The sequence below is a fragment of the Amycolatopsis oliviviridis genome (assembly GCF_014654365.1).
In the GTDB taxonomy this organism is placed as follows: Bacteria; Actinomycetota; Actinomycetes; order Mycobacteriales; family Pseudonocardiaceae; genus Amycolatopsis; species Amycolatopsis oliviviridis.
Map to the genome: position 1 here is coordinate 196,662 of NZ_BNAY01000006.1, position 20,071 is coordinate 216,732.

Sequence of the window (20,071 nt, forward strand, 5' to 3'; positions counted from 1 at the left end):
ACCATGGAAGGCCCGATCAGGCTGTTCACCGTCATCGCACTCGTTTCGCTGCCGACCGTGATGTACGGCGGCTACGCGCTGATGGGTGTCCTGCGCGACAGGAAACTGACCGAACACCAGCGCGGGATGTTCCGCGCCGGTCACGCCCACGCCGGCGTCCTGCTCGTCCTGGCGCTGGTCGCGCTCCAGATCCTCGGGCAGACCGGGCTCCCGGACACCGCGTTGTGGATCGTCTGCTTCCTGCTGCTGTTCGGCGTGCTCGCCCAGTCCGGCGGGTTCTTCCTGCACCTGGCGCCCGGCAAGGGCAAGCTCGGCGGCCGCGTCACCAGCGCCGGGGCCGTCCTGCTCGGGGCGGCGATCCTGACCACCGCGTACGGCGTGGCCTTCCCCTGACAAAAGCCCTGGCGACCGCTCGTTAAGCTTGCTGACGTGCCTGAATACCTGCCGACAGCCCCCGCCAAGGGGACCCGCGACTTCCTGCCCGCCGAGATGTCCGTCCGGACGCAGGTGTTCGGCCATCTCTACGACGTGCTCGAACTGCGGGGTTTCCTCCGCTACGACGGGCCGATCCTCGAACCCGCCGAGATCTACGAGCGGAAGTCCGGGCAGGAGATCGCGGACCAGCAGCTGTACACGCTGACCACCAAGGGCGGCGAGCGGCTGGCGCTGCGCCCGGAGATGACCCCGTCGGTCGCCAGGATGATCGCGGGCAACGCCAAATCGCTGCAGTTCCCGGTGCGCTGGTACAGCCACCCGAACTGCCACCGCTACGAGCGGCCGCAGCGTGGGCGGGTCCGCGAGCACTGGCAGATCAACGCGGACATCTTCGGTTCGGACAGCGCGAACTGCGAGATCGAGATCTTCGAGCTCATCCACGACATGATGGGCGCGCTCGGGGCGACCCCGGACATGTTCCAGGTGCGGGCCAACGACCGGAACCTGCTCTCCTCGGCGCTCACCGACATCGTCGGCGTCACCGCGGAGCAGCTGCCGCAGGTGTTCACCCTGGTGGACCGCTGGGAGAAGTCGGACCGCGCGAAGCTGAGCGACACCGCGACCGAGATCGGCCTGACCGAGAAGCAGTTCGAGAAGCTGGCCGAGATCCTGTCGTCCGGCACCGCGCTGCTCGACGAGCTGCCCGAGCAGGTCAAGGAGAACTCGAACCTGGTGAAGGTGCTGAACAGCGGCGCCGCGGACCTGATCAAGTTCGATCCGATGATCGTGCGCGGTCTCGCGTACTACACGTCGACCGTGTTCGAGGTCTTCGACACCTCCCCGGAGAACCGCCGTGCCCTCTTCGGCGGCGGCCGGTACAGCGACCTGGCGTCGTTGTTCACGTCGCAGCAGATCCCCGGGATCGGCTTCGGCATGGGCGACGTCACGCTGATCGACTTCCTCGACACCCACGACCTGACGCCGAAGCCGCGCAGCGAGGCCGACGTCGTGGTGATCCCGGTGGTCGAGGAGCTCACCGACGCCGCGCGCGAGGTCGCGGGACGGCTCCGCAAGGCCGGTCTGCGCACGTCCACGCCCGTCGAGCTCCGCAAGCTGGGCAAGGAACTCACCCGGGCCGACAAGGCCGGGGCGCGGGCCGTGGTGATCGTCGGCCAGGAGGACTGGGACGCCGGGAACGTGACGGTCCGCGGTCTCGCGAGCCGCGAGCAGCAGACCGTCGCCGTCGACGGTGTCGTCACGGCGGTCAATTCTCTTATGTGACAACGAAAGAAGCCGGCGCCCTCGACCGGGGTGCCGGCTTCTTTCGTGTTCAGCGCGACAGCGTCTTCAGGCCCGCTTCGGGGTACCGCTCCCCCGCGACCGCGTCGGCCGGGACCGCCGCCTCGATCGCGGCGACGTCCTCGGCGGTCAGCTTCAGGCCGACGGCCGCGACGTTCTCTTCGAGGTACTTGCGCCGCTTCGTGCCCGGGATCGGCACGACGTCCTCGCCCTGAGCCTGCACCCACGCCAGCGCCAGCTGTCCCGCGGTGACGCCCTTCTGCTCGGCCAGCGCACGCAGCGCCTCGACGATCGCCAGGTTCCGCTCCAGGTTGCCGTCGGCGAACCGCGGCTGGAGCGTCTGCCGGAAGTCACCGGCCTCGAAGTCCTCTTTGGACTTGAAGCGGCCGGTGAGGAAACCGCGGCCCAGCGGGGAATACGGCACCAGCCCGATACCGAGCTCACGGCAGACCGGGACGACCTCGTCCTCGATGTCGCGCGACCACAGCGACCATTCGGTCTGCACCGCCGTCACCGGATGCACGGCGTGCGCCCGCCGGATCGTCTCCAGACCCGCCTCGGACAACCCGATGTGCCGGATCTTGCCCTGTTCGACCAGCGAGGCGAGCGCGCCCGCGGTCTCCTCGATCGGCACGTCCGGGTCGACGCGGTGCTGGTAGTAGAGGTCGATGTGGTCGACGTTCAGCCGACGCAGCGACGCCTCGACCTGTTGCCGCACATAGAATTCGTCGCCCCGGATGCCGCGCTTCGTGGGTTCGGCCTCGTCGCGCACGATGCCGAACTTGGTCGCCAGCACGACCTTGTCCCGCTTGCCGGACAGGGCGCGGCCGACCAGTTCCTCGTTGCGGCCGAAGCCGTACATGTCGGCGGTGTCGATCAGGGTGACCCCCAGGTCGATCGCGCGGTGGATCGTCGCGATCGATTCGGTGTCGTCACCCTGGCCGTAGAAACTCGCTCATGCCCATGCAGCCGAGCCCCTGCGCGCCGACTTCCAGCGAGCCGAGCCTGCGGGTGGGCAGGGTGGAACCCGTCATGATTTCTCCAGTGCTTCTTCGGGATTTACTTGCCGGCGGCGCGGGCGAGCCGCTCCGGGTACCGTTCACCGGCGATCGCCTCGACGGGCGCGGCCTTCTCGATGGCCTCGATGTCCACTTCGGACAGTTCCAGCTCCGCGGCGGCGGCGTTCTCTTCGAGGTACTTGCGCCGCTTGGTGCCCGGGATCGGCACGACGTCGTCGCCCTGAGCCTGGACCCACGCCAGCGCCAGCTGTCCGGCGGTGACGCCCTTCTGTTCGGCCAGCGCGCGCAAGGCCTCGACGATCGCCATGTTGCGCTCGAAGTTGCCCTCGGCGAACCGGGGCAGCCCGCGGCGCATGTCGTCCTCCGGCAGGTCCTTCACCGACGTCACGCTGCCGGTGAGGAAACCGCGGCCGAGCGGCGAAAACGGCACGACGCCGATCCCCAGCTCGCGGGTGGTCGACCGGATTTCGCCTTCGATGCCGCGCGTCCACAGCGACCATTCGCTCTGCAGCGCGGTCACCGGGTGGACGGCGTGCGCGCGGCGGATCGTCTCGGCGCTGGCCTCGGAGATCCCGGCGAACCGGATCTTGCCCTCCTGGACCAGCTCCGCGAGCGCGCCCCAGGTCTCCTCGATCGGCGTGTTCGGGTCGACGCGGTGCTGGTAGTAGAGGTCGATGTGGTCGACGTTCAACCGGCGAAGGGACTCTTCGCAGCTCTGCTTGACGTACGCCGCGTCGCCGCGAGCGGACATCCCGCCGTCCTTGTCCCACACGATGCCGAACTTGGTCGCCAGCACGACCTGGTCCCGCTTGCCCTCGATCGCCCGGCCGACCAGCTCCTCGTTCGCGCCGGCGCCGTAGACGTTCGCGGTGTCGAGCAGGGTCACGCCCAGTTCGAGGGCGCGGTGGACGGTGGCGATCGACTCCGCGTCGTCGTTGCGGACGCCGTAGGCCTGGCTCATCCCCATGCAGCCGAGCCCCTGCGCCCCGACTTCCAGACCGCCGAGCCTCCTGGTGCTGATCACGCTGAAATTCCCTCCACGGTGGCGCCGATGCCGAGCACACTGCGCTCCACCTGGTCGTAGTGGTCGATCTTGTAGTCGAGGATGTCGAGGCAGGCCTGCAGCTCGGCGATCCGTTCGGCGACCGAGGTGCGCTGGTCGACGAGGATCGCCTTGCGCCGCCCCGCGCTCGCCGACCCGTGGTGGCGCAGGGAGGCGTACTCCCGCATGCGCTTGATGGGCATGCCGGTCAGGCGCAGCTTGGTCAGGAACCCCAGCCACCCGAGGTCCTCATCGGTGTAGGCGCGGCGCCCCGCGGCGTCCCGCGCCGGGGGCTCGACGAGTTTGATGCGCTCGTAGTACCGGAGAGTGTCGATGGACAGTCCGCTACGTCGCGCGGCTTCCGCTATCGAGTAGCTCATGTGAACGACACTACGACCTGGAGTGCGCTCCAGGTCAACTCCGAATCCGAGCGATTGATAACAGCGTTGCGATACCCTGTGATCATGCCCCGTCCCAGGACGCACGACGAGAACCTCCGGCTGAAACTGCTGGACCGCGCCGGTGAGCTCATCTCGGCCGATGGCCCGAAGGCCCTCAGCCTCCGCAAACTGGCCGCCGACGTCGGCACGTCCACCACCGCGGTCTATTCACTCTTCGGCGGGAAAACGGATCTGGTCGGTGCCCTCTTCGCCGAGGGGTTCCGCCGCTTCGGCCTGCGGATGTCCGGCGTCTCCCTGACCGGCGACCCGGTCGAGGACCTCGTGCGGCTCGGCGTCGCCTACCGCGAAAGCGCGCTGGCCGACCCGCACCTCTACGCGATCATGTTCACGAAATCGGTGCCGGGTTTCGAACCGGCCGAGGAGACGTCCGACCAGGCTCGCGCCACGATGGCGCCGCTGGAGGGGACGATCCGCCAGGCCGTCGCCGACGGCGTCTTCCTCGACGTGCCGCCCGAGGTCGTCACGGTCGCCTGCTGGGGCTTCGTGCACGGGCTCGTGTCGCTGGAGCTGAACGGGAACCTGCCGGAGGAGTTCACCGTGAGCGCGGCCTACGAAACCGCGCTGCGGGCGAACGCCTCCGGCTGGCTGCGCCGCTGACGCTTCGCCCCGCCGGTTCGCCCACCGCTTCGCGTTTAGCCCGCTAAACGCGATCAGTCGCGCGCCGCTCGCCCCCTACCGCTGAAGTTCCGTGAAGGACTCCTTGAGGGACTCTGGGTCCCTCAAGGAGTCCTTCACGGACATCGCGACCACCCTCGGGCCCCTGCGCGGGCACCTTGCGTTTAGCGGGCTAAACGCGATCTGCAGGCCAGGGACCCCCGACGCGCGTGAAGGCCCCCTTCCCTCGGCTGAGCCGAGGGAAGGGGGCCTTCACGCGCTTCCGCACCACCGGATCGCGATTAGGGGGCTAAACGCGATCCGGCGGTCGGCGCGGTCAGTAGAGCGGCAGGGTGCCCTGGTGCAGCAGGTTTCCCGCCGCGTCCAGGACGGTGATCCCCACCCGTGCGTTCTCGATGTCCTGACTGACGCCGTCCGGAATCCAAGCCCCGAAGGTCCCAGCACCGACCGTCGCGTCGATCGTCTTGCCGGTCCCGAAGTCGAGCTTCACGGCGGCCGCGGCTTCGGGCACGACCCCCAGGTAGGCGTTCCGCGGCTTGACGGCGGCCCCGTTCCGATCCACATTGCCGACCGTTTCGGTCCGTAACGCGCGAATCGACGACGGATCCGGCCGCTGAGGGAAGGCCCGGTAGAACGCGGTCTTCCCGTCCCGGTATCCGACTCCGCCCTGGCACACGATGACCTCGTCGCCGAGGCGGGCGACGACCACCGCGACGTCGTCGCCTTCGAGCAGCGCGCCGGCCCGGTAGGCGTCCACGTCGGGCACCGCTTCGAACGCCCTCTCCGTGCAGACCTTGAAGAACTCACCCGCCGGTGATTCCCGCTCCGGCGTCACCGGCCGGTCGATCGCCGACGCGGCAGGCAGCGACGCCGGCGGCAACAGGTACGGCGCCTGGTAGTGGAGAGTGCGGGACTGTCCACCGGGAGTGGGCCCGACCGAGTAGGCGGTCCTCGTCGGCTTCATCGACCCCAGGTACACGAACAGGTTCCCCCGCCGGAAGATCGGCAGGTCCCTGAAGGGCGAGGCGGAGTCGTTCTGCCCGGTGATCTCCACTTTCGGCCAGCTGGGGTCGGCGATGCCGGCGACGGTCCCGCCGTCGGTCATCAGCAGGGCCGCGGTCTTCCCGCCGTCGGTGTAGATCGGATGGTCGTCCGGATCGGAGACGGTCGCGGTCGTCCGCGTGGTCTCGCAGAAGAAGGGTTTGCCGCCGGCCGTCATCGCGACGACGGTGACCGCGGGCGAAAGGACGGTGAAGAGCGGTACCCATCCGTCCCGTGCCGGGAAGCTCGCGGCCTTGCCCTGGGCCTGGATCGCGGCCCAGCACCGGTCCATGGCCGGGATCGCCTTCGGCCAGTCGAGGGAGAAGTCAGGGTCGGCGACGACGGGCCCCGGCCCGTCCGGCTCCCGGATGATCAAGGTCGCCACCAGGGCGCCCGCGAGGACCAGGACGACGGCGGCCGCCGCGGCGCCGATCGGCCATCGCCGCCGCACGGGTTTTCCCATCCCCTCCCGCAGGGACATCCGCAGGTTGTCCAGCACTTCCGGGGGAAGTTCGCGCCTGCCGGGCAGGCCGAGGTCGTCGGTCATTTCTCCTCCAGGGCGACCCGCAGCTGCGCGCGGGCCCGAGAGATGTGGGCGCGAACGGTCACCTCGGCGACGCCGAGCAGTTCGGCGGCGTCGGAAAGGGAGAGATCCCCGAGAAGGCAGAGTTCGACGGCTTGGCGTTGCGACTTCGGCAGCTTCGCGACCAGCGCGAGCACTCGCCGGAGGCGCTCTTCGCCGTCGAGCTGGTCGACGACGGTGTCGGCATGGTCGGACACCGACCGCGGCTCCGGCAGCCGCCGGACGAGCCGGAGCCGTCTCCCGGAGCTGCGGTGCTCACTGCGCGCGAGGTTTCCCGCCACGGTGTACAGCCAGGGCAGCGCGCTGTCGCGGATGAGCGTGATGTCCGCCCGGCGCCGCCAGGCGGTGAGGAAGGTCGTCGACGTCAGGTCTTCGGCCGAGGCCCACGACCCCGTCAGCCGATACGCGTGGTTCCACACGGACTGGGCGTGGCGTTCGAAGAGCTCGGTGAACGCTCCGTGATCACCGCCCGCGGCCGCGTGCCAAAGCTCCGTGTCGTTCCTGTCGGGAGGAGGTCCGCACGAGTCCACCGGCACCCCCGCCGTTCCGGTCACTGTTCTGGTCACACCTGTCAGTGACCGGCACCCGGCGAGATGTTGCGAACGGCACCGGATCGCGGTTAGCCCGCTGAACGCGATCCGGTGCCCAGCGCGGTTAGCGGGCTAAACGCGATCCGGCAGGTCAGACGGCGCCGTACTGCCGGTCCCCCGCGTCGCCGAGGCCCGGCACGATGAACCCGGAGTCGTTCAGCCGCTCGTCGATGCTCGCGGTCACCACGCGCAGCGGCAGCCCGGTCTTCTCCAGATGCGCGATGCCCTCGGGGGCCGCCAGCGCGCAGATCGCGGTGACGTCGGTGGCGCCCCGGTCGGTCAGCAACCGGATCGTGTACTCCATCGACCCACCGGTCGCCAGCATCGGGTCGAGCACCAGCACCGGCCGGTCGGCGAGCGATTCGGGCAGCGATTCGAGGTACGGCGTCGGCTTCAGCGTCTCTTCGTCGCGGGCGAGGCCGACAAAGCCCATCTGGGCGTCCGGGATCAGCTTGTGCGCCTGGTCCGCCATGCCCAGCCCGGCCCGCAGCACCGGCACGAGCAGCGGCGGGCTCGCCAGCGCGTAGCCGTCGGTGCGCGCCACGGGCGTGTGGATCCGCTCGATCCGCACGGGCATGTCGCGCGTGGCTTCGTAAACCAGCATGACGGTCAGTTCGTGCAGCGCCGCGCGAAACGCCGCGCTGTCGGTGCGCGCGTCGCGCATGGTGGAGAGCCTGGCCTTGGCCAGCGGGTGATCAACGACGTGCACATCCATGCCGGTCAATTTATCTCCTCAGGGCTGCCGCGCGAACCAGCCGACCCAGCGGCGCTGCCACGGCGTCTCCACCGAACGCTTGTCGTGGTTCGCCCGCGCCCAGGCCACGGCCTCCTCGGCGGTCAGCCCGCCGAGCGTGGCCAGACAGGACAGCACGGTGCCGGTCCGGCCGACCCCGCCGTAGCAGGCGACCTCGACGCCTTCCCCGGCCGCGGCCCGCTCGTGCAGGTCGACGATCCGCCGTCGCGCGTCCGCCCAGTCGGTCGGCAGCAGGAAGTCGGGCCAGCGGATCCACGCCCGCTCCCAGTCCATTTTGTGATCGTGCTTCCGGTGCAGCTTCGCGCCACCGAGATACAGCCCGAAATCCGGCGAAGGTCCTTCCGGCCACGGGCGACCCAGGCCCCGTCCGCGCACCTTCACCCCGTCCGGCAGCTCCACGGCGCCGGGTAGTGAGTTCCCCATCATGGGAGAATGTCACGCCTCCGCCGGAAGGTGGACGCCCAGGCCCCCGACCGGCGCTAGGCTCCCGCACGTGAGCGAAGAGCCAGCCCTGCCGGGACCCGAACAGATGCGCATCTCCGACGCCGACCGTGAGCAGGTCGCGCAGGTGCTGCACGCGGCCATGTCCGAAGGGCGCATCACCATCAACGAGCTGGAAGAACGGCTCACCATCGTCTACGCGGCCAAGACCGTCGGGGACCTGAAACCGGTCACCGCGGACCTGCCGCAGCACTCACGGTCGGCGATCGAGCCCGCGACGTCGCGCGCGCTCGGCCTGCCCGACGACCGCATCGGCGGCCACCCGGGGTCCGGCGCCTCGATCGCCGTCATGTCCGGCGCGTCACGCAAGGGCAGCTGGGTGGTCCCGCCGCAGCACAACAGTTTCGCGTTCTGGGGTGGCGCCGAACTCGACCTGCGGCACGCGCGGTTCGCCGAGAAGCACTCGACGATCACCGCGGTCGCGATCATGGGCGGGATCGACATCATCGTGCCCGACGACATCAACGTGGACGTCACCGGAATCGGCTTCATGGGGGCCTTCGAACTGGAGGACCGCGCCGGGACGCCCGCCGCGCCGCCGACCGCGCCGACGGTGAAGATCACCGGCCTCGCGTTCTGGGGCGGCGTCGTCGTCAAGCGGAAACCGCGTAAGAAGGAAGTACCTGAAATCGAAATCTGAGCCGAACCTGGGGGATTCGTCTGATGCGCCGAAGTTTCGTCGCCATCGCTTGTGCCGCACTGCTTTCCGTCACCGCCTTCCCGGCGGCGGCCGCCGGGAAGACCGATCCGCGCCAGACCGCGATGGACGCGGCGGTCGCCGCGGGCATCCCGGGCATGGTCTCCGTCGCCGACGATTTCCGCGGCGCCAGTGGCGTCGCGAAGATCGACAGGCCGGGTAAGCCCGACGCGTCGGGCCGCTGGCGGATCGCCAGCGTTTCCAAGGTGTTCGTCGCGACGCTCGTCCTCCAGCTCGTCGCCGAAAAGCGCGTCGGGCTGGACGAACCCGTGCAGCGCTCCCTGCCGGGCCTGCTGCCGTATCCGGAGCCGATCACCGTCCGCCAGCTGCTGCAGCACACCAGCGGCCTCCCGCGCGACCTGGCTCCCGAAGACACGTGGGCGTCCTGGCCGGAGGTCGACACCGAGCGCTTCGAGCATTTCGACAGCGACGACCAGATCCGCTTGAGCGTGACGAAGCAGCCACTGCAGTTCAAGCCGGGGACGGGCTGGGCGTACTCCAACACCGGCTACAACGTCCTCGGCCTGCTGGTCGAGAAGATCACCCGGAAGCCGCTGGAACGCGCGCTGGCCGAGCGCATCACCGGCCCGCTGCACCTGCGTGACACCTCGCTGCCGCGTGACTTCCCGTTCCTGATCGGCGCGGCCGCCCGCGGCTACGAGCAGCTGTACGACGCGCCGCGCGGCCTCACCGACGTCACCACCTACAACTACTCGCGCTACTTCGGCGCGGGCGGCATGGTCTCCTCGGGCAAGGACCTCAACCGCTTCTTCGAGGCCCTGTTCGGCGGCCGCCTGCTGTCCGCGGACCTGCTGAAGCAGATGAAGACGACCGTCCCGGCCGGTGGCGCCCTCGAATACGGCCTCGGCCTGATGAAGCTGAACCTCAAGACCGCGGGCGCCTGCGCGGAGGACATCACCATCTGGGGGCACGGCGGCGATCTGCCGGGCTTCAACACCCTCAGCTTCCACGACGAGTCCGGCAAGAACATCTCCACACTGGCCACGGTGGACCTCACCGCGTCACCGGACGCCTCGCTCAAGCGGCAGCTGCCGATGATCAGCGAGTTCTGCTCGCCGGTGATCCCGACCAGGGCGGCCGCCCAGGCCCCGGTGCCCAGCTTGTAGGCCGCTTACACTCACCCGTATGACAGCTACGACCAGCTCGCCGGCGGCGACGGCAACCCCGTCGCCGCTGGCGGACGCGACTCGCGACGAGGCGAGCCTGCGCCGGTTCCTGCACGGGCTGCCTGGTGTCGACCAGGTCGGCGTCGAGCAGCGGGCCGCGGGACTCGGCACGCGCAGTATCAAGAAGGCCGCCAAGCTCTGGGCGATCGACACCGCCATTTCGATGGTCGACCTGACGACCCTCGAAGGCGCCGACACCCAGGGCAAGGTCCGCGCGCTCGCGGCGAAGGCCAAGCGGCCGGACCCGGAACGCCCGGACACCCCGCAGGTCGCGGCCGTCTGCGTGTACCCGGACATGGTCGAGACGGCTGTCGAGGCGCTTCGCGGCACCGGCATCCACGTCGCGAGTGTCGCCACCGGCTTCCCCGCCGGGCGCACGAGCCGCGAGATCAAGCTGGCCGACACCAAGATCGCCGTCGACGCCGGGGCCGCCGAGATCGACATGGTGATCGACCGCGGCGCCTTCCTGGAAGGCCGCTACCTGGAGGTCTTCGAGGAGATCCAGGCGATCAAGGCCGCCTGTGGCAGCGCTCACCTCAAGGTCATCCTCGAAACCGGTGAGCTGGCCACCTACGACAACGTCCGCCGCGCGTCCTGGCTCGCGCTGCTGGCCGGCGGCGACTTCATCAAGACCTCCACCGGCAAGGTGTCGCCCGCCGCGACGCTGCCGGTCACCCACGTGATGTTGCAGGCCGTCCGCGACTGGTTCGTCCAGACCGGTGAACTGCGCGGCGTCAAACCGGCCGGTGGCATCCGGACGACCAAGGACGCGATCAAGTACCTGGTCGCGGTGCACGAGGTCGCCGGCGAGCAGTGGCTGAACCCGGATCTGTTCCGGTTCGGGGCGTCCAGCCTGCTCAACGACCTCCTGCTGCAGCGCCGCACCCAGGCCGACGGCCACTACAGCGGTCCCGACTACGTGACGGTGGACTGATCCATGGGCATCTTCGAGTACGCGCCCGCGCCCGAATCGCGCGACCTCGCGAATCTCAAATCGCAGTACCGGCCGTTCGTCAACGGCCAGTTCGTCGACGGCTCGGGTGAGCCGCTCAAGACGATCAACCCGGCCACCGAAGAGGTGCTCGCCGAGGTCGGCACCGCGTCGGTGTCCGATGTGGACATCGCGGTCAAGGCCGCCCGCAAGGCGTACAACAATGTCTGGTCCAAGATGCCGGGCTCGGAACGGGCCAAGTACCTGTTCCGCATCGCGCGCCTGATCCAGGAGCGCTCGCGGGAGCTGGCCGTCCTGGAAAGCCTCGACAACGGCAAGCCGATCAAGGAATCGCGTGATTCCGACGTGCCGACGGCCGCCGCGCATTTCTTCTACCACGCGGGGTGGGCCGACAAGCTCGACTACGCGGGCTACGGACCGAACCCGAAGCCGCTCGGCGTCGCGGGCCAGGTCATCCCGTGGAACTTCCCGCTGCTGATGCTGGCGTGGAAGATCGCGCCCGCGCTGGCCACCGGCAACACAGTGGTGCTCAAGCCGGCGGAGACCACGCCGCTGACCGCGCTGGTGTTCGCGGAGATCTGCCAGCAGGCGGAACTCCCGCCCGGCGTGGTCAACATCCTGCCCGGCGCCGGGGACATCGGCGCCGCGCTGGTCGGCCACGGCGACGTGAACAAGGTCGCCTTCACCGGATCGACCGAGGTCGGCAAGGCCATCCAGCGTCAGATCGCGGGCACCGCGAAGAAGCTGACGCTGGAGCTGGGCGGCAAGGCCGCGAACGTCGTCTTCGATGACGCGCCGCTCGACCAGGCCGTCGAGGGGATCGTCAACGGGATCTTCTTCAACCAGGGCCACGTCTGCTGCGCGGGTTCTCGCCTGCTGGTGCAGGAATCCGTCGCCGAAGAGGTCCTCGAAAAGCTGCGCTACCGCGTCTCGACGCTGCGGCTGGGCGACCCGCTGGACAAGAACACCGACATCGGCGCGATCAACTCGGCCGAACAGCTCGCGAAGATCAAGGGACTGGTGGAGTCCGGCGACGCCGAGGGCGCGGAGCGCTGGACCAGCCCGTGCCCGGTGCCGGAACGCGGTTTCTTCTTCGCCCCCACGGTGTTCTCGGACGTCCAGCAGTCGATGCGCATCGCCCGCGAGGAGATCTTCGGGCCGGTGCTCTCGGTGCTGACCTTCCGCACGCCGGACGAAGCCGTCACCAAGGCGAACAACACGCCGTACGGGCTCTCCGCCGGTATCTGGACCGAGAAGGGCTCGCGCATCCTGTGGATGGCGAACCAGCTCCGCGCCGGTGTCGTCTGGGCCAACACGTTCAACCGCTTCGATCCCGCCGCGCCGTTCGGCGGCTACCAGGAGTCGGGTTTCGGCCGCGAAGGCGGACGCACCGGACTGGAGGCCTACCTCGATGTCTGACCGTATTTCGGTAGCCAAGACCTACAAGCTCTACATCGGCGGCAAGTTCCCGCGCTCGGAGTCGGGCCGCGTGTACCCGGTCTCCGACAGCAAGGGCAAGTTCCTGGCGAACGCCTCGCATGCCTCCCGCAAGGACGTCCGTGACGCGGTTTCCGCCGCCCGCAAGGCTTTCGGCGGCTGGTCGGCGGCGACGGCGTACAACCGCGGCCAGGTGCTGTACCGGGTGGCGGAGATGCTGGAAGGCCGTCGCGAGCAGTTCGTCGCGGAGGTTTCCGCGTCCGAAGGCGTCGCGGCGAAGAAAGCACAGTCCCTTGTGGACGCTTCGATCGACCGCTGGGTCTGGTACGCGGGCTGGACGGACAAGATCGCGACCGTGCTCGGCGCGGCCAACCCCGTCGCGGGTCCGTACTTCTCCTTCACCGTGCCCGAGCCGACCGGTGTCGTCGGCGTGCTGGCACCGCAGCAGTCGTCGCTGCTGGGCCTGGTGAGCGTGCTGGCCCCGGTGCTGGCGACGGGCTCGACCGCGGTGGTCGTCTCCAGCGCGGACCGGCCGCTGCCCGCGATCACGCTTTCGGAGGTCCTGGCGACGTCCGACCTGCCCGGCGGGGTCGCGAACATCCTGACCGGACGCGCGTCGGAGCTCGGCTCGTGGCTCGCGTCGCACGGCGACGTCAACGCCCTCGACCCGACCGGTGCGGAGCCTTCCGCGCGGGCGGACCTGGCGCGCGACGCCGCCGGCACCGTGAAGCGTGTCCTGACCGTCCCGGACGCCGAGCCGGACTGGACCGCCGACGCGGACATCTCGCGGCTGCGGCGGTACCTGGAAGCGAAGACCGTCTGGCACCCGCTGGGCGTCTGACCCCTCCCCTTCGCGTTTAGTCCTCTGAATGCGGACCCGTCCGTCCGGATCGCGTTTAGCCTGCTGAACGCGATCCGGTACGGGCCGCATTTCGTCCTCTGAATGCGTAGCGCGTCACGGGTCGAGGTCGGCCCCGGTCAGCGCCCGGCCCGGCAGCGGCTCGTTCGCCCCGGCCCGCAGGCCGTCGATCATGATGCCGATGCACCGCCGGATCGCCATCCGCGCGACCTCTTCGTTCTTGCCCGGCATCTGCCGCAGCAGCGTCGCGAACAGCATCGCGACGTCCCCGGTGGCGACGTCCTCGCGGAGCTTGCCCTCCGCCTGCGCGCCCTGGACGAAGCCGCTCAGCACCACCAGCAGCTCGTCACGCAGGGCCTTGATCCCCGGATCGCTCTTGAGGATCGCCAGCGCGCGTGGCGACACCATCGCGAGCTGGATGCTCAGCTGCAGTTCCATCGACTGGTGCAGCAGCCGGATCAGGGCGTCCCAGTCCGAGGACTCCTCGTCCCTCGCGGCCTTCGCGTCCCTGAGGACCCTGTCGAAGTTGTCGACGGCTACCGCCCGGATCAGCGCGTCGCGGTCCGGGAACCGCCGGTAGAGGGTGCCGACGCCGACGCCCGCCGAGCGCGCGATCTCCTCCATCGGGACCTCGGCGCCCTGGGCGGCGAAGATCAGTCTCGCGGCGGCCAGGATCTGATCCCGGTTCCGGCGCGCGTCGGCACGCAAGCGGGTCTCGGGGTCGGCTGTCATGGTCCTCGCCTCTCGAAGGTCCTTCAGGGCCGTGATTCTCGCACGTAAGGGCCTGCCCTTCACGCTTCCCGGGAAACCACCCCTTCGCGAGTGGACGACCCGCCTCCGCTTGAGTACCTTGGATGTCATAAGCGGAATGAAACCATCCGCATATGTTTTGGGGCCTCCTGTCCGATATCGCCCGAACCCACCCGACATCTGGGGAAGGACAAACCCGATGACTGACGTCGAGGAAACCACCGCGAACTTGCCGCTGATGCGCAAGTGCCCGTTTTCCCCGCCACCGGAATACGACACGCTTCGCACGGAAAGTCCGATTTCCCGGGTCGGTCTGCCTTCCGGGCAAACCGCTTGGGCGCTCACCCGGCTCGAAGACATCCGCGAAATGCTGAGCAGCCCGCATTTCAGCTCCGACCGGCAGAATCCGGATTTCCCGCTGATGATCAAGCGGCAGATCCGGCGCGAGGACAAGCCGTTCCGCGCGTCGCTGATCTCGATGGACCCGCCGGAGCACAGCCAGGCCCGGCGTGACGTCGTCGGGGAATTCACGGTCAAGCGCATGAAAGCGCTCCAGCCGCGAATCCAGCAGATCGTCGACGAACACATCGACGCCCTGCTCGCGGGCCCCCAACCCGCCGATCTCGTCCAGGCGCTTTCCCTGCCGGTTCCGTCCCTGGTGATCTGCGAACTGCTCGGTGTCCCCTATTCGGACCACGAGTTCTTCCAGGGCTGCAGTTCCAAGATGCTCAACCGGGAGGTCTCGGCCGAAGACCGGCAAGTGGCGTTCGAAGCGCTCGAGAGCTATCTCGACGAACTCGTCACCAAGAAAGAAGCGAACGCCACCGAAGAAGACCTCCTCGGCCGCCAGATCCTCAAACAGCGGGAAGCGGGGGAAGCCGACCACGACGAACTCGTCGGCCTGGCGTTCTTGCTGCTCATCGCCGGTCACGAGACCACGGCGAACATGATTTCGCTCGGCACCGTGACCTTGCTGGAGAATCCCGATCAGCTGGAGAAGATCAAGGCGGATCCGGGCAAGACCCTCGCCGCGATCGAAGAACTCCTGCGGGTCTTCACCATCGCCGAGACCGCGACGTCACGCCTCGCGACGGCGGACGTCGAGATCGGCGGCACGCTCATCCGCGCGGGTGAAGGCGTCATCGGGCTGAGCAACGCGGGCAACCACGACCCGGACGGCTTTGAGAACCCCGACGACTTCGACATCGAACGCGGCGCGCGGCACCACGTCGCGTTCGGGTTCGGGGTGCACCAGTGCCTCGGCCAGAACCTGGCGCGGATGGAACTCCAGATCGTGTTCGATACGTTGTTCCGTCGTATGCCGGGGATCAAGGTCGCCGTTCCGGTCGACGAGCTGCCGTTCAAGCACGACTCGACGATCTACGGCCTCCACGCCCTCCCGGTCACCTGGTAGGAGGAGCCATGAAGATCATCGCGGACACCGGGAAATGCGTGGGCGCGGGCCAGTGCGTGCTCACCGATCCCGATCTGTTCGACCAGAGCGAGGACGACGGAACGGTCCTCGTGCTGAACGCCGAGCCCGAGGGGGAAGAGGCAGAGGAGAACGCGCGCACCGCCGTGCACATCTGCCCTGGTCAGGCGTTGTCGCTCGCGTAGTCGCACCTCACCGAGGTACATGAAGGCCCCCTTCCTTGCGCCTGGCGCAAGGAAGGGGGCCTTCATGTACCTCTTACTTGACAGCGCCCATCGAAAGGCCGCGGACCAGGTGGTTCTGCGCGATCCAGCCGACGATCATCACCGGCAGGGACGCCAGCAGCGCGGCGGCGGACAGCTGCGCCCAGTACAGGCCCTCACTGGTGATGAACCCGACCAGGAACACCGGCACCGTCCCGGCCCGCGCGGCGGTGAGGTTGACCGAGTAGAAGAACTCGGTCCACGAGAAGATCACGCAGATCAGCGCGGTCGCGGCCACCCCGGGCGCGACGACCGGCATGATGATCTTCCGCAGCAGCACCGGCAGGGTCGCGCCGTCGATCCGGCCCGCCTCGATCATCTCGTGCGGCACTTCCAGGAAGAACGACCGCATCATCCAGATGGCCAGCGGCAGGTTCATCGACGTGTACAGGATGATCAGCGCCCACACGTTGTCCAGCAGCTGGGTGTTCTGCGAGATCACGTACAGCGGGATGATCGCGGCCACGATCGGCAGCATCTTCGTCGACAGGAAGAACCCGAGCGCGTTGCTCGTCCCCTTCACCGGCGCCAGCGACAGCGCGTACGCCGCCGGGATTCCCAGCAGCAGCACGAAGATCGTCGAAACCACGGTGACGAACGCCGAGTTCGACAGGTACGGCAGGAAACCGCGTTCGAGCACGCCCGCGAACTGGTCGAGCGTCGGGGTGAAGACCAGTCGCGGCGGATCGGTGTAGGCGTCGGCCTCCTGCTTGAAGGCCGTGAGGATCATCCACAGCAGCGGGAACACGAACAGGATCGCGATCACCCAGGTCGCGACCGTCAGCGCGCCCGGGCCGAAGCGGCTTTTCATTTCGCGCCTCCCTGGACCGAGAACGTGCGGAACATCAGGCGCAGCGCGAAGGTCGCCACGATCATCGTCAGGATCACGACGATCACGCCCATCGCGGACGACTGCCCGACGTCGAAACCTTGGAACGCCCGCTGGTAGATGTAGAACGGCAGGTTCGTGCTGGCCGTACCCGGGCCACCCTGCGTCATCAGGAAGATCGCGTCGAAGCTGTTCACGATGTAGATCGCGCCCAGCAGCGTCGCCAGCTGCAGGAACCGGCTCAGATGCGGCAGCGTGATCGCGGTGAACGTCCGCCAGCGGCCGGCGCCGTCGACCGAAGCGGCCTCCAGCACGTCCTTCGGCTGGCTCTGCAGCCCGGCCAGGATCAGCAGCATCATGAACGGCGTCCACTGCCAGACGACCTGGGCCATCACGGCGGCCAGCGGGAACTCCGAAAGCCAGTCGACGTCGGTGCCGAACACGAAGTGCAGCAACCCGTAGGTCGGATCGAACATCGTCGTCTTCCACAGCAGCGCGCCCGCCGCAGGCAGGATCAGGAACGGCGTGATCAGCAGGGTCCGGACCACGCCGCGGCCGAGGAACTTGCGGTCCAGCAGGATCGCCAGCCCCAGGCCGAGCAGCAGCGAGAAGAACACGCAGACGACCGTGAGGACGACGGTGTTCAGCAGCGCCCCGAGGAACGTCGAATCGGCGAAGACGTCGATGTAGTTCTGCAGACCGACGAAATGCCGCGAGCCCGGCCGCACCAGGTTCCACGACTGGAACGAGTAGAACACCGTCAGCACGAACGGAAGCTGCGTCACGGCGACGACGAACAGCAAGGCGGGCAACAGGGGTAGCCGTCGTTTGAACGGCGTGTCGGTGCCGCGCTTCGGAGCCGCCGTCTTCGCGTGGGCGGGCTCGGTGCGGGCGGGAGCGGAGAGCGTGGCCATCACTGCACCTCCTGATACGACTTGCCGACGGTCTGCGCGTACTCCTGGGACTGCTTCAAGGCTTCGTCCACGGTGATCTGGCCCGCGATCGCCGCCGAGAGCTGCTGGCTCACCCGGGTGCCGAGATCCTGGAACTCGGGGATGCCGACGAACTGGATCCCGGGGTAGGGCACCGGATTCGCCATCGCCTTGCGCTGGTCGGCGTCCGCGATCCCGTCCAGCGTCGGCTGCGCGTAGGCCTTGGCGGCCTCGCGGTACTGAGGAATGTCGTAGGTCGACTTCCGCACGCCCGGCGGGACGCGGTTCCAGTCGCCGAACTCCTTGGCGACGCGCTGCACGTAGGCCTTGTCCGTCATCCAGGACATGAACTTGAAGGCGGCGTCCTTGTCCTTGGCGACCTTCGGGATCGCCAGCGCCCAGGTGTAGAGCCAGCCGCTCGCCTGCGTCTTCTCCACCGGTGCCGGGGCGTAACCGGACTTCCCGACGACCTTGCTGGCCGACGGGTCCTCGTTCGTGCCCGCCATGACCGTGGCGTCGTACCACATCGCGGCCTGGCCCTGGGTGTACCGCGTGCCGCATTCGGAGAAGCCCGCGCTCGACGCGCCGACCTCGCCGTGGTTCCGCACGAGGTTCACGTAGAAGTCGGCGGCCGCCTTGAATTCGGGGCTGGTCAGCTTGGCGTTCCAGTCCTTGTCGAACCATTGCGCGCCGAAGGTGTTGGCGACCGTGGTGAACGGCGCGAGACTCTCGCCCCAGCCGGGCTTGCCGCGCAGGCAGATCCCGGCGACGCCCTTCGCCTTGTCGTCGAGTTTCGCGGCGAACTCGGCGATCTGCGACCACGTCGGCTTGGCGGGCATCTTGATCCCGGCCTGGTCGAACAGATCCTTGCGGTAGGCCAGGAACGACGACTCGCCGTAGAACGGCACCGCGTAGAGCGATCCGTTGTACGACAAGGATTCCTTGATGCTCGGGATGAAGTCGCCCGCGTCGTAGGAGGGATTCGCCGCGATATGCGGTTCGAGGTTTTCGAGCCAGCCGTTCGCGGCCCACTGCGGCGCTTCGTAGTTGCTGATCATGACGACGTCGAACTCGCCGCCCTCGGTGGCCGTCGACGCGGTGATCTTCGCGCGGGCCTGGTTTTCCGGCAGGGAGACGAACTTGAGGGTGACGCCGGGGTTCGCCTTCTCGAACTCGCCGGAAAGCTCGATGGCGTCCTTCATCTGCGGGTTCGCGACGATCCCGACGACGAGCGTCCGGTCTCCGGTCCCGAGCGCGCCCGCACCGGCGCATCCGGTGAGGCTCAGCAGGAGAACCGCGAACAGGGTGGCTGCTTTACGCACTTTCGCCTCCCGGTATTACCTGCACCTTCAAGCCGGCGCCGCTGCGCATGAGGTCGAGGGCTTCGGGGTACCGCTCCAGCGGCAGCGTGTCGGTGAGCAGCGCGCCCGTGTCGACGGCGCCACTGGCGACCAGGTCGAGCGCGGCACCGAAGCTGTTCATGACGGCCATCGAGCCGACGACGGTGATCTCGTCGTTGTAGATCCGGAACGGCGAAAGCGCGACGCGCGCTTCTTCCGGCGCGACCCCGAAGACCAGCAAGCGGCCGCCGCGCTGAAGCGAGTCGAAGGCGGCTTCGATGGCGGGCGCGGCACCGGTGCAGTCCGCGGCGGCTTCGAACTTCTCGTCGTCCAGATCCTTCACGTCACCCGCGACCGCGACCGCGCCGAGGTCCATCGCCCGGCCGAGCCGGGCGGTGTTGCGGTCGACCACCGTGACCTGCGCGCCCGCGCGCTGCAGCAGCTGCTGCATGATCAGGCCCATCGTGCCCGCGCCGACGACGAGGAACCGCTCCCCCGCCTCGACCCCGATCCGGCGCACGCCGTGGACCGCGCAGGAGACCGGTTCGACGAGGGCGCCCTGTTCCCAGGTCATCGTGTCCGGCATGCGGTAGCAGTTCGCGGAGGGAACGGCGACGTACTCGGCGAAAGCGCCGTTCACGGTGTCCCCGGTCGCGTTCCAGTTCTCGCAGAGGTTCCCGCGGCCGGACCGGCAAGGCTTGCAGTAGCCGCAGAACAGCGACGGGTCGACGGCCACCCGGTCGCCGACCTTCCAGCCGCCCGGCACGTCGGCGCCGAGTTCGACGATCTCGCCGGCGAATTCGTGGCCGGGGACGATCGGGTAGGGCGTCGGCGGGAAGTGCCCGTCGGCGATGTGGAGGTCGGTCCCGCAGATCCCGCAGGCACCCACCTTGACGACGACCTGGCGATCCCCCGGTTTGGGATCGGGTACCTCGCCGACCCTGATCTCCCCGGGCTTGTCCACGATCGCGGCACGCATGCCAGCTCCTCTTCTCTCCGCTCAAATGAGCGGGATGGGCCTATGCTTCGGACTGCACGTGTCAGGCATGGTGA

The 20,071-nt window shown here is 68.5% G+C and carries 21 protein-coding genes and 1 pseudogene; 10 read left to right on the forward strand and 12 right to left on the reverse strand.

What is annotated here, in order from left to right:
- The first annotated feature begins 3 nt into the window (after nt 1-3).
- Entirely contained in the window at nt 4-393 is a 390-nt protein-coding gene (locus tag IE302_RS26135; protein WP_191257121.1) for a hypothetical protein, read from the forward strand.
- Between the two features lie 36 nt (nt 394-429).
- Nucleotides 430-1,716: a histidine--tRNA ligase gene (gene hisS, locus IE302_RS26140; RefSeq protein ID WP_191257122.1), complete on the forward strand. Its 1,287-nt coding sequence runs from the start codon at nt 430-432 to the stop codon at nt 1,714-1,716.
- Between the two features lie 49 nt (nt 1,717-1,765).
- Here the strand turns inward: hisS and IE302_RS26145 are convergent.
- The 3 genes and pseudogenes from IE302_RS26145 to IE302_RS26155 form a co-directional block, all read right to left on the reverse strand.
- A pseudogene (locus IE302_RS26145) lies at nt 1,766-2,768 on the reverse strand (aldo/keto reductase).
- Nucleotides 2,769-2,793: 25 nt separating this feature from the next.
- Entirely contained in the window at nt 2,794-3,777 is a 984-nt protein-coding gene (locus IE302_RS26150; RefSeq protein WP_191257123.1) for an aldo/keto reductase, read from the reverse strand.
- Nucleotides 3,774-4,175, reverse strand: coding sequence for a MerR family transcriptional regulator (locus tag IE302_RS26155; protein WP_191257124.1), 402 nt, complete (start codon nt 4,173-4,175; stop codon nt 3,774-3,776). Before IE302_RS26155 ends, IE302_RS26150 begins: the two co-directional genes overlap by 4 nt.
- A gap of 84 nt (nt 4,176-4,259) precedes the next feature.
- On the opposite strand from IE302_RS26155, the gene IE302_RS26160 reads away from it, so the two are divergent.
- Nucleotides 4,260-4,853: a TetR/AcrR family transcriptional regulator gene (locus IE302_RS26160; protein ID WP_191257125.1), complete on the forward strand. Its 594-nt coding sequence runs from the start codon at nt 4,260-4,262 to the stop codon at nt 4,851-4,853.
- Between the two features lie 334 nt (nt 4,854-5,187).
- Here the strand turns inward: IE302_RS26160 and IE302_RS26165 are convergent, their stop codons facing one another.
- From IE302_RS26165 to IE302_RS26180, 4 genes are all read right to left on the reverse strand, one after another.
- On the reverse strand, nt 5,188-6,459 hold the full coding sequence (locus IE302_RS26165) for a hypothetical protein (protein WP_191257126.1): 1,272 nt from the start codon (nt 6,457-6,459) through the stop codon (nt 5,188-5,190).
- The gene (locus IE302_RS26170; RefSeq protein ID WP_191257392.1) at nt 6,456-7,049 is read right to left on the reverse strand and encodes an RNA polymerase sigma factor; all 594 of its coding nucleotides are present in this window, start codon (nt 7,047-7,049) and stop codon (nt 6,456-6,458) included. Before IE302_RS26170 ends, IE302_RS26165 begins: the two co-directional genes overlap by 4 nt.
- A gap of 127 nt (nt 7,050-7,176) precedes the next feature.
- A complete protein-coding gene (gene upp, locus IE302_RS26175; RefSeq protein ID WP_184899384.1) occupies nt 7,177-7,800 on the reverse strand; it encodes a uracil phosphoribosyltransferase in 624 nt (207 codons plus the stop codon).
- Between the two features lie 18 nt (nt 7,801-7,818).
- Nucleotides 7,819-8,262 (reverse strand): protein-tyrosine phosphatase family protein, encoded by a 444-nt coding sequence (locus tag IE302_RS26180; protein WP_191257127.1) that lies wholly within the window; start codon nt 8,260-8,262, stop codon nt 7,819-7,821.
- A 106-nt stretch (nt 8,263-8,368) separates the two neighbouring features.
- Here IE302_RS26180 and IE302_RS26185 point away from each other — a divergent pair, with 106 nt between their 5' ends.
- From IE302_RS26185 to IE302_RS26205, 5 genes are read left to right on the forward strand one after another with little or no spacing between them, the layout of a single operon-like run.
- Entirely contained in the window at nt 8,369-8,980 is a 612-nt protein-coding gene (locus IE302_RS26185) for a DUF1707 SHOCT-like domain-containing protein (RefSeq protein ID WP_191257393.1), read from the forward strand.
- Nucleotides 8,981-9,003: 23 nt separating this feature from the next.
- On the forward strand, nt 9,004-10,164 hold the full coding sequence (locus tag IE302_RS26190; protein WP_191257128.1) for a serine hydrolase domain-containing protein: 1,161 nt from the start codon (nt 9,004-9,006) through the stop codon (nt 10,162-10,164).
- Nucleotides 10,165-10,183: 19 nt separating this feature from the next.
- Nucleotides 10,184-11,158, forward strand: a complete 975-nt coding sequence (gene deoC / locus IE302_RS26195; protein WP_191257129.1) for a deoxyribose-phosphate aldolase — start codon at nt 10,184-10,186, stop codon at nt 11,156-11,158.
- Nucleotides 11,159-11,161: 3 nt separating this feature from the next.
- Nucleotides 11,162-12,595: an aldehyde dehydrogenase family protein gene (locus IE302_RS26200; protein ID WP_191257130.1), complete on the forward strand. Its 1,434-nt coding sequence runs from the start codon at nt 11,162-11,164 to the stop codon at nt 12,593-12,595.
- Nucleotides 12,588-13,454 carry an aldehyde dehydrogenase family protein gene (locus IE302_RS26205; RefSeq protein ID WP_191257131.1) on the forward strand — a complete coding sequence of 289 codons (867 nt, stop codon included), beginning with the start codon at nt 12,588-12,590 and terminating at the stop codon, nt 13,452-13,454. Before IE302_RS26200 ends, IE302_RS26205 begins: the two co-directional genes overlap by 8 nt.
- A 114-nt stretch (nt 13,455-13,568) precedes the next feature.
- On the opposite strand, the gene IE302_RS26210 is transcribed toward IE302_RS26205, so the two are convergent.
- Complete coding sequence (locus tag IE302_RS26210; RefSeq protein WP_191257132.1) at nt 13,569-14,204, reverse strand: TetR/AcrR family transcriptional regulator; 636 nt, start codon at nt 14,202-14,204, stop codon at nt 13,569-13,571.
- 217 nt (nt 14,205-14,421) lie between these two features.
- On the opposite strand from IE302_RS26210, the gene IE302_RS26215 reads away from it, so the two are divergent.
- Both IE302_RS26215 and IE302_RS26220 read left to right on the forward strand, forming a co-directional pair.
- A complete protein-coding gene (locus IE302_RS26215; protein ID WP_191257133.1) occupies nt 14,422-15,636 on the forward strand; it encodes a cytochrome P450 in 1,215 nt (404 codons plus the stop codon).
- An 8-nt stretch (nt 15,637-15,644) separates the two neighbouring features.
- Nucleotides 15,645-15,839: a ferredoxin gene (locus IE302_RS26220; protein WP_034304647.1), complete on the forward strand. Its 195-nt coding sequence runs from the start codon at nt 15,645-15,647 to the stop codon at nt 15,837-15,839.
- Between the two features lie 73 nt (nt 15,840-15,912).
- On the opposite strand, the gene IE302_RS26225 is transcribed toward IE302_RS26220, so the two are convergent.
- From IE302_RS26225 to IE302_RS26240, 4 genes are read right to left on the reverse strand one after another with little or no spacing between them, the layout of a single operon-like run.
- Nucleotides 15,913-16,728 carry a carbohydrate ABC transporter permease gene (locus IE302_RS26225; RefSeq protein ID WP_191257134.1) on the reverse strand — a complete coding sequence of 272 codons (816 nt, stop codon included), beginning with the start codon at nt 16,726-16,728 and terminating at the stop codon, nt 15,913-15,915.
- Nucleotides 16,725-17,660 (reverse strand): carbohydrate ABC transporter permease, encoded by a 936-nt coding sequence (locus tag IE302_RS26230; RefSeq protein ID WP_039919425.1) that lies wholly within the window; start codon nt 17,658-17,660, stop codon nt 16,725-16,727. Before IE302_RS26230 ends, IE302_RS26225 begins: the two co-directional genes overlap by 4 nt.
- On the reverse strand, nt 17,660-19,000 hold the full coding sequence (locus IE302_RS26235) for an ABC transporter substrate-binding protein (protein WP_191257135.1): 1,341 nt from the start codon (nt 18,998-19,000) through the stop codon (nt 17,660-17,662). The genes IE302_RS26230 and IE302_RS26235 overlap by 1 nt, the downstream gene beginning before the upstream one ends.
- On the reverse strand, nt 18,993-19,997 hold the full coding sequence (locus IE302_RS26240) for a zinc-dependent alcohol dehydrogenase family protein (protein ID WP_005165525.1): 1,005 nt from the start codon (nt 19,995-19,997) through the stop codon (nt 18,993-18,995). The genes IE302_RS26235 and IE302_RS26240 overlap by 8 nt, the downstream gene beginning before the upstream one ends.
- Between the last annotated feature and the right edge of the window lie 74 nt (nt 19,998-20,071).

Excerpts from the sequence above, each read along its gene's own strand:
- IE302_RS26135 (WP_191257121.1), top strand. The coding sequence starts at position 4 with ATGGAAGGCCCGATCAGGCTGTTCACCGTCATCGCACTCGTTTCGCTG.
- IE302_RS26155 (WP_191257124.1), bottom strand. The coding sequence starts at position 4,175 with ATGAGCTACTCGATAGCGGAAGCCGCGCGACGTAGCGGACTGTCCATC.
- IE302_RS26160 (WP_191257125.1), top strand. The coding sequence starts at position 4,260 with ATGCCCCGTCCCAGGACGCACGACGAGAACCTCCGGCTGAAACTGCTG.
- IE302_RS26165 (WP_191257126.1), bottom strand. The coding sequence starts at position 6,459 with ATGACCGACGACCTCGGCCTGCCCGGCAGGCGCGAACTTCCCCCGGAA.
- upp (WP_184899384.1), bottom strand. The coding sequence starts at position 7,800 with ATGGATGTGCACGTCGTTGATCACCCGCTGGCCAAGGCCAGGCTCTCC.
- IE302_RS26180 (WP_191257127.1), bottom strand. The coding sequence starts at position 8,262 with ATGGGGAACTCACTACCCGGCGCCGTGGAGCTGCCGGACGGGGTGAAG.
- IE302_RS26185 (WP_191257393.1), top strand. The coding sequence starts at position 8,369 with ATGCGCATCTCCGACGCCGACCGTGAGCAGGTCGCGCAGGTGCTGCAC.
- IE302_RS26190 (WP_191257128.1), top strand. The coding sequence starts at position 9,004 with ATGCGCCGAAGTTTCGTCGCCATCGCTTGTGCCGCACTGCTTTCCGTC.
- deoC (WP_191257129.1), top strand. The coding sequence starts at position 10,184 with ATGACAGCTACGACCAGCTCGCCGGCGGCGACGGCAACCCCGTCGCCG.
- IE302_RS26200 (WP_191257130.1), top strand. The coding sequence starts at position 11,162 with ATGGGCATCTTCGAGTACGCGCCCGCGCCCGAATCGCGCGACCTCGCG.
- IE302_RS26205 (WP_191257131.1), top strand. The coding sequence starts at position 12,588 with ATGTCTGACCGTATTTCGGTAGCCAAGACCTACAAGCTCTACATCGGC.
- IE302_RS26210 (WP_191257132.1), bottom strand. The coding sequence starts at position 14,204 with ATGACAGCCGACCCCGAGACCCGCTTGCGTGCCGACGCGCGCCGGAAC.
- IE302_RS26215 (WP_191257133.1), top strand. The coding sequence starts at position 14,422 with ATGACTGACGTCGAGGAAACCACCGCGAACTTGCCGCTGATGCGCAAG.
- IE302_RS26220 (WP_034304647.1), top strand. The coding sequence starts at position 15,645 with ATGAAGATCATCGCGGACACCGGGAAATGCGTGGGCGCGGGCCAGTGC.
- IE302_RS26225 (WP_191257134.1), bottom strand. The coding sequence starts at position 16,728 with ATGAAAAGCCGCTTCGGCCCGGGCGCGCTGACGGTCGCGACCTGGGTG.
- IE302_RS26230 (WP_039919425.1), bottom strand. The coding sequence starts at position 17,660 with ATGGCCACGCTCTCCGCTCCCGCCCGCACCGAGCCCGCCCACGCGAAG.
- IE302_RS26240 (WP_005165525.1), bottom strand. The coding sequence starts at position 19,997 with ATGCGTGCCGCGATCGTGGACAAGCCCGGGGAGATCAGGGTCGGCGAG.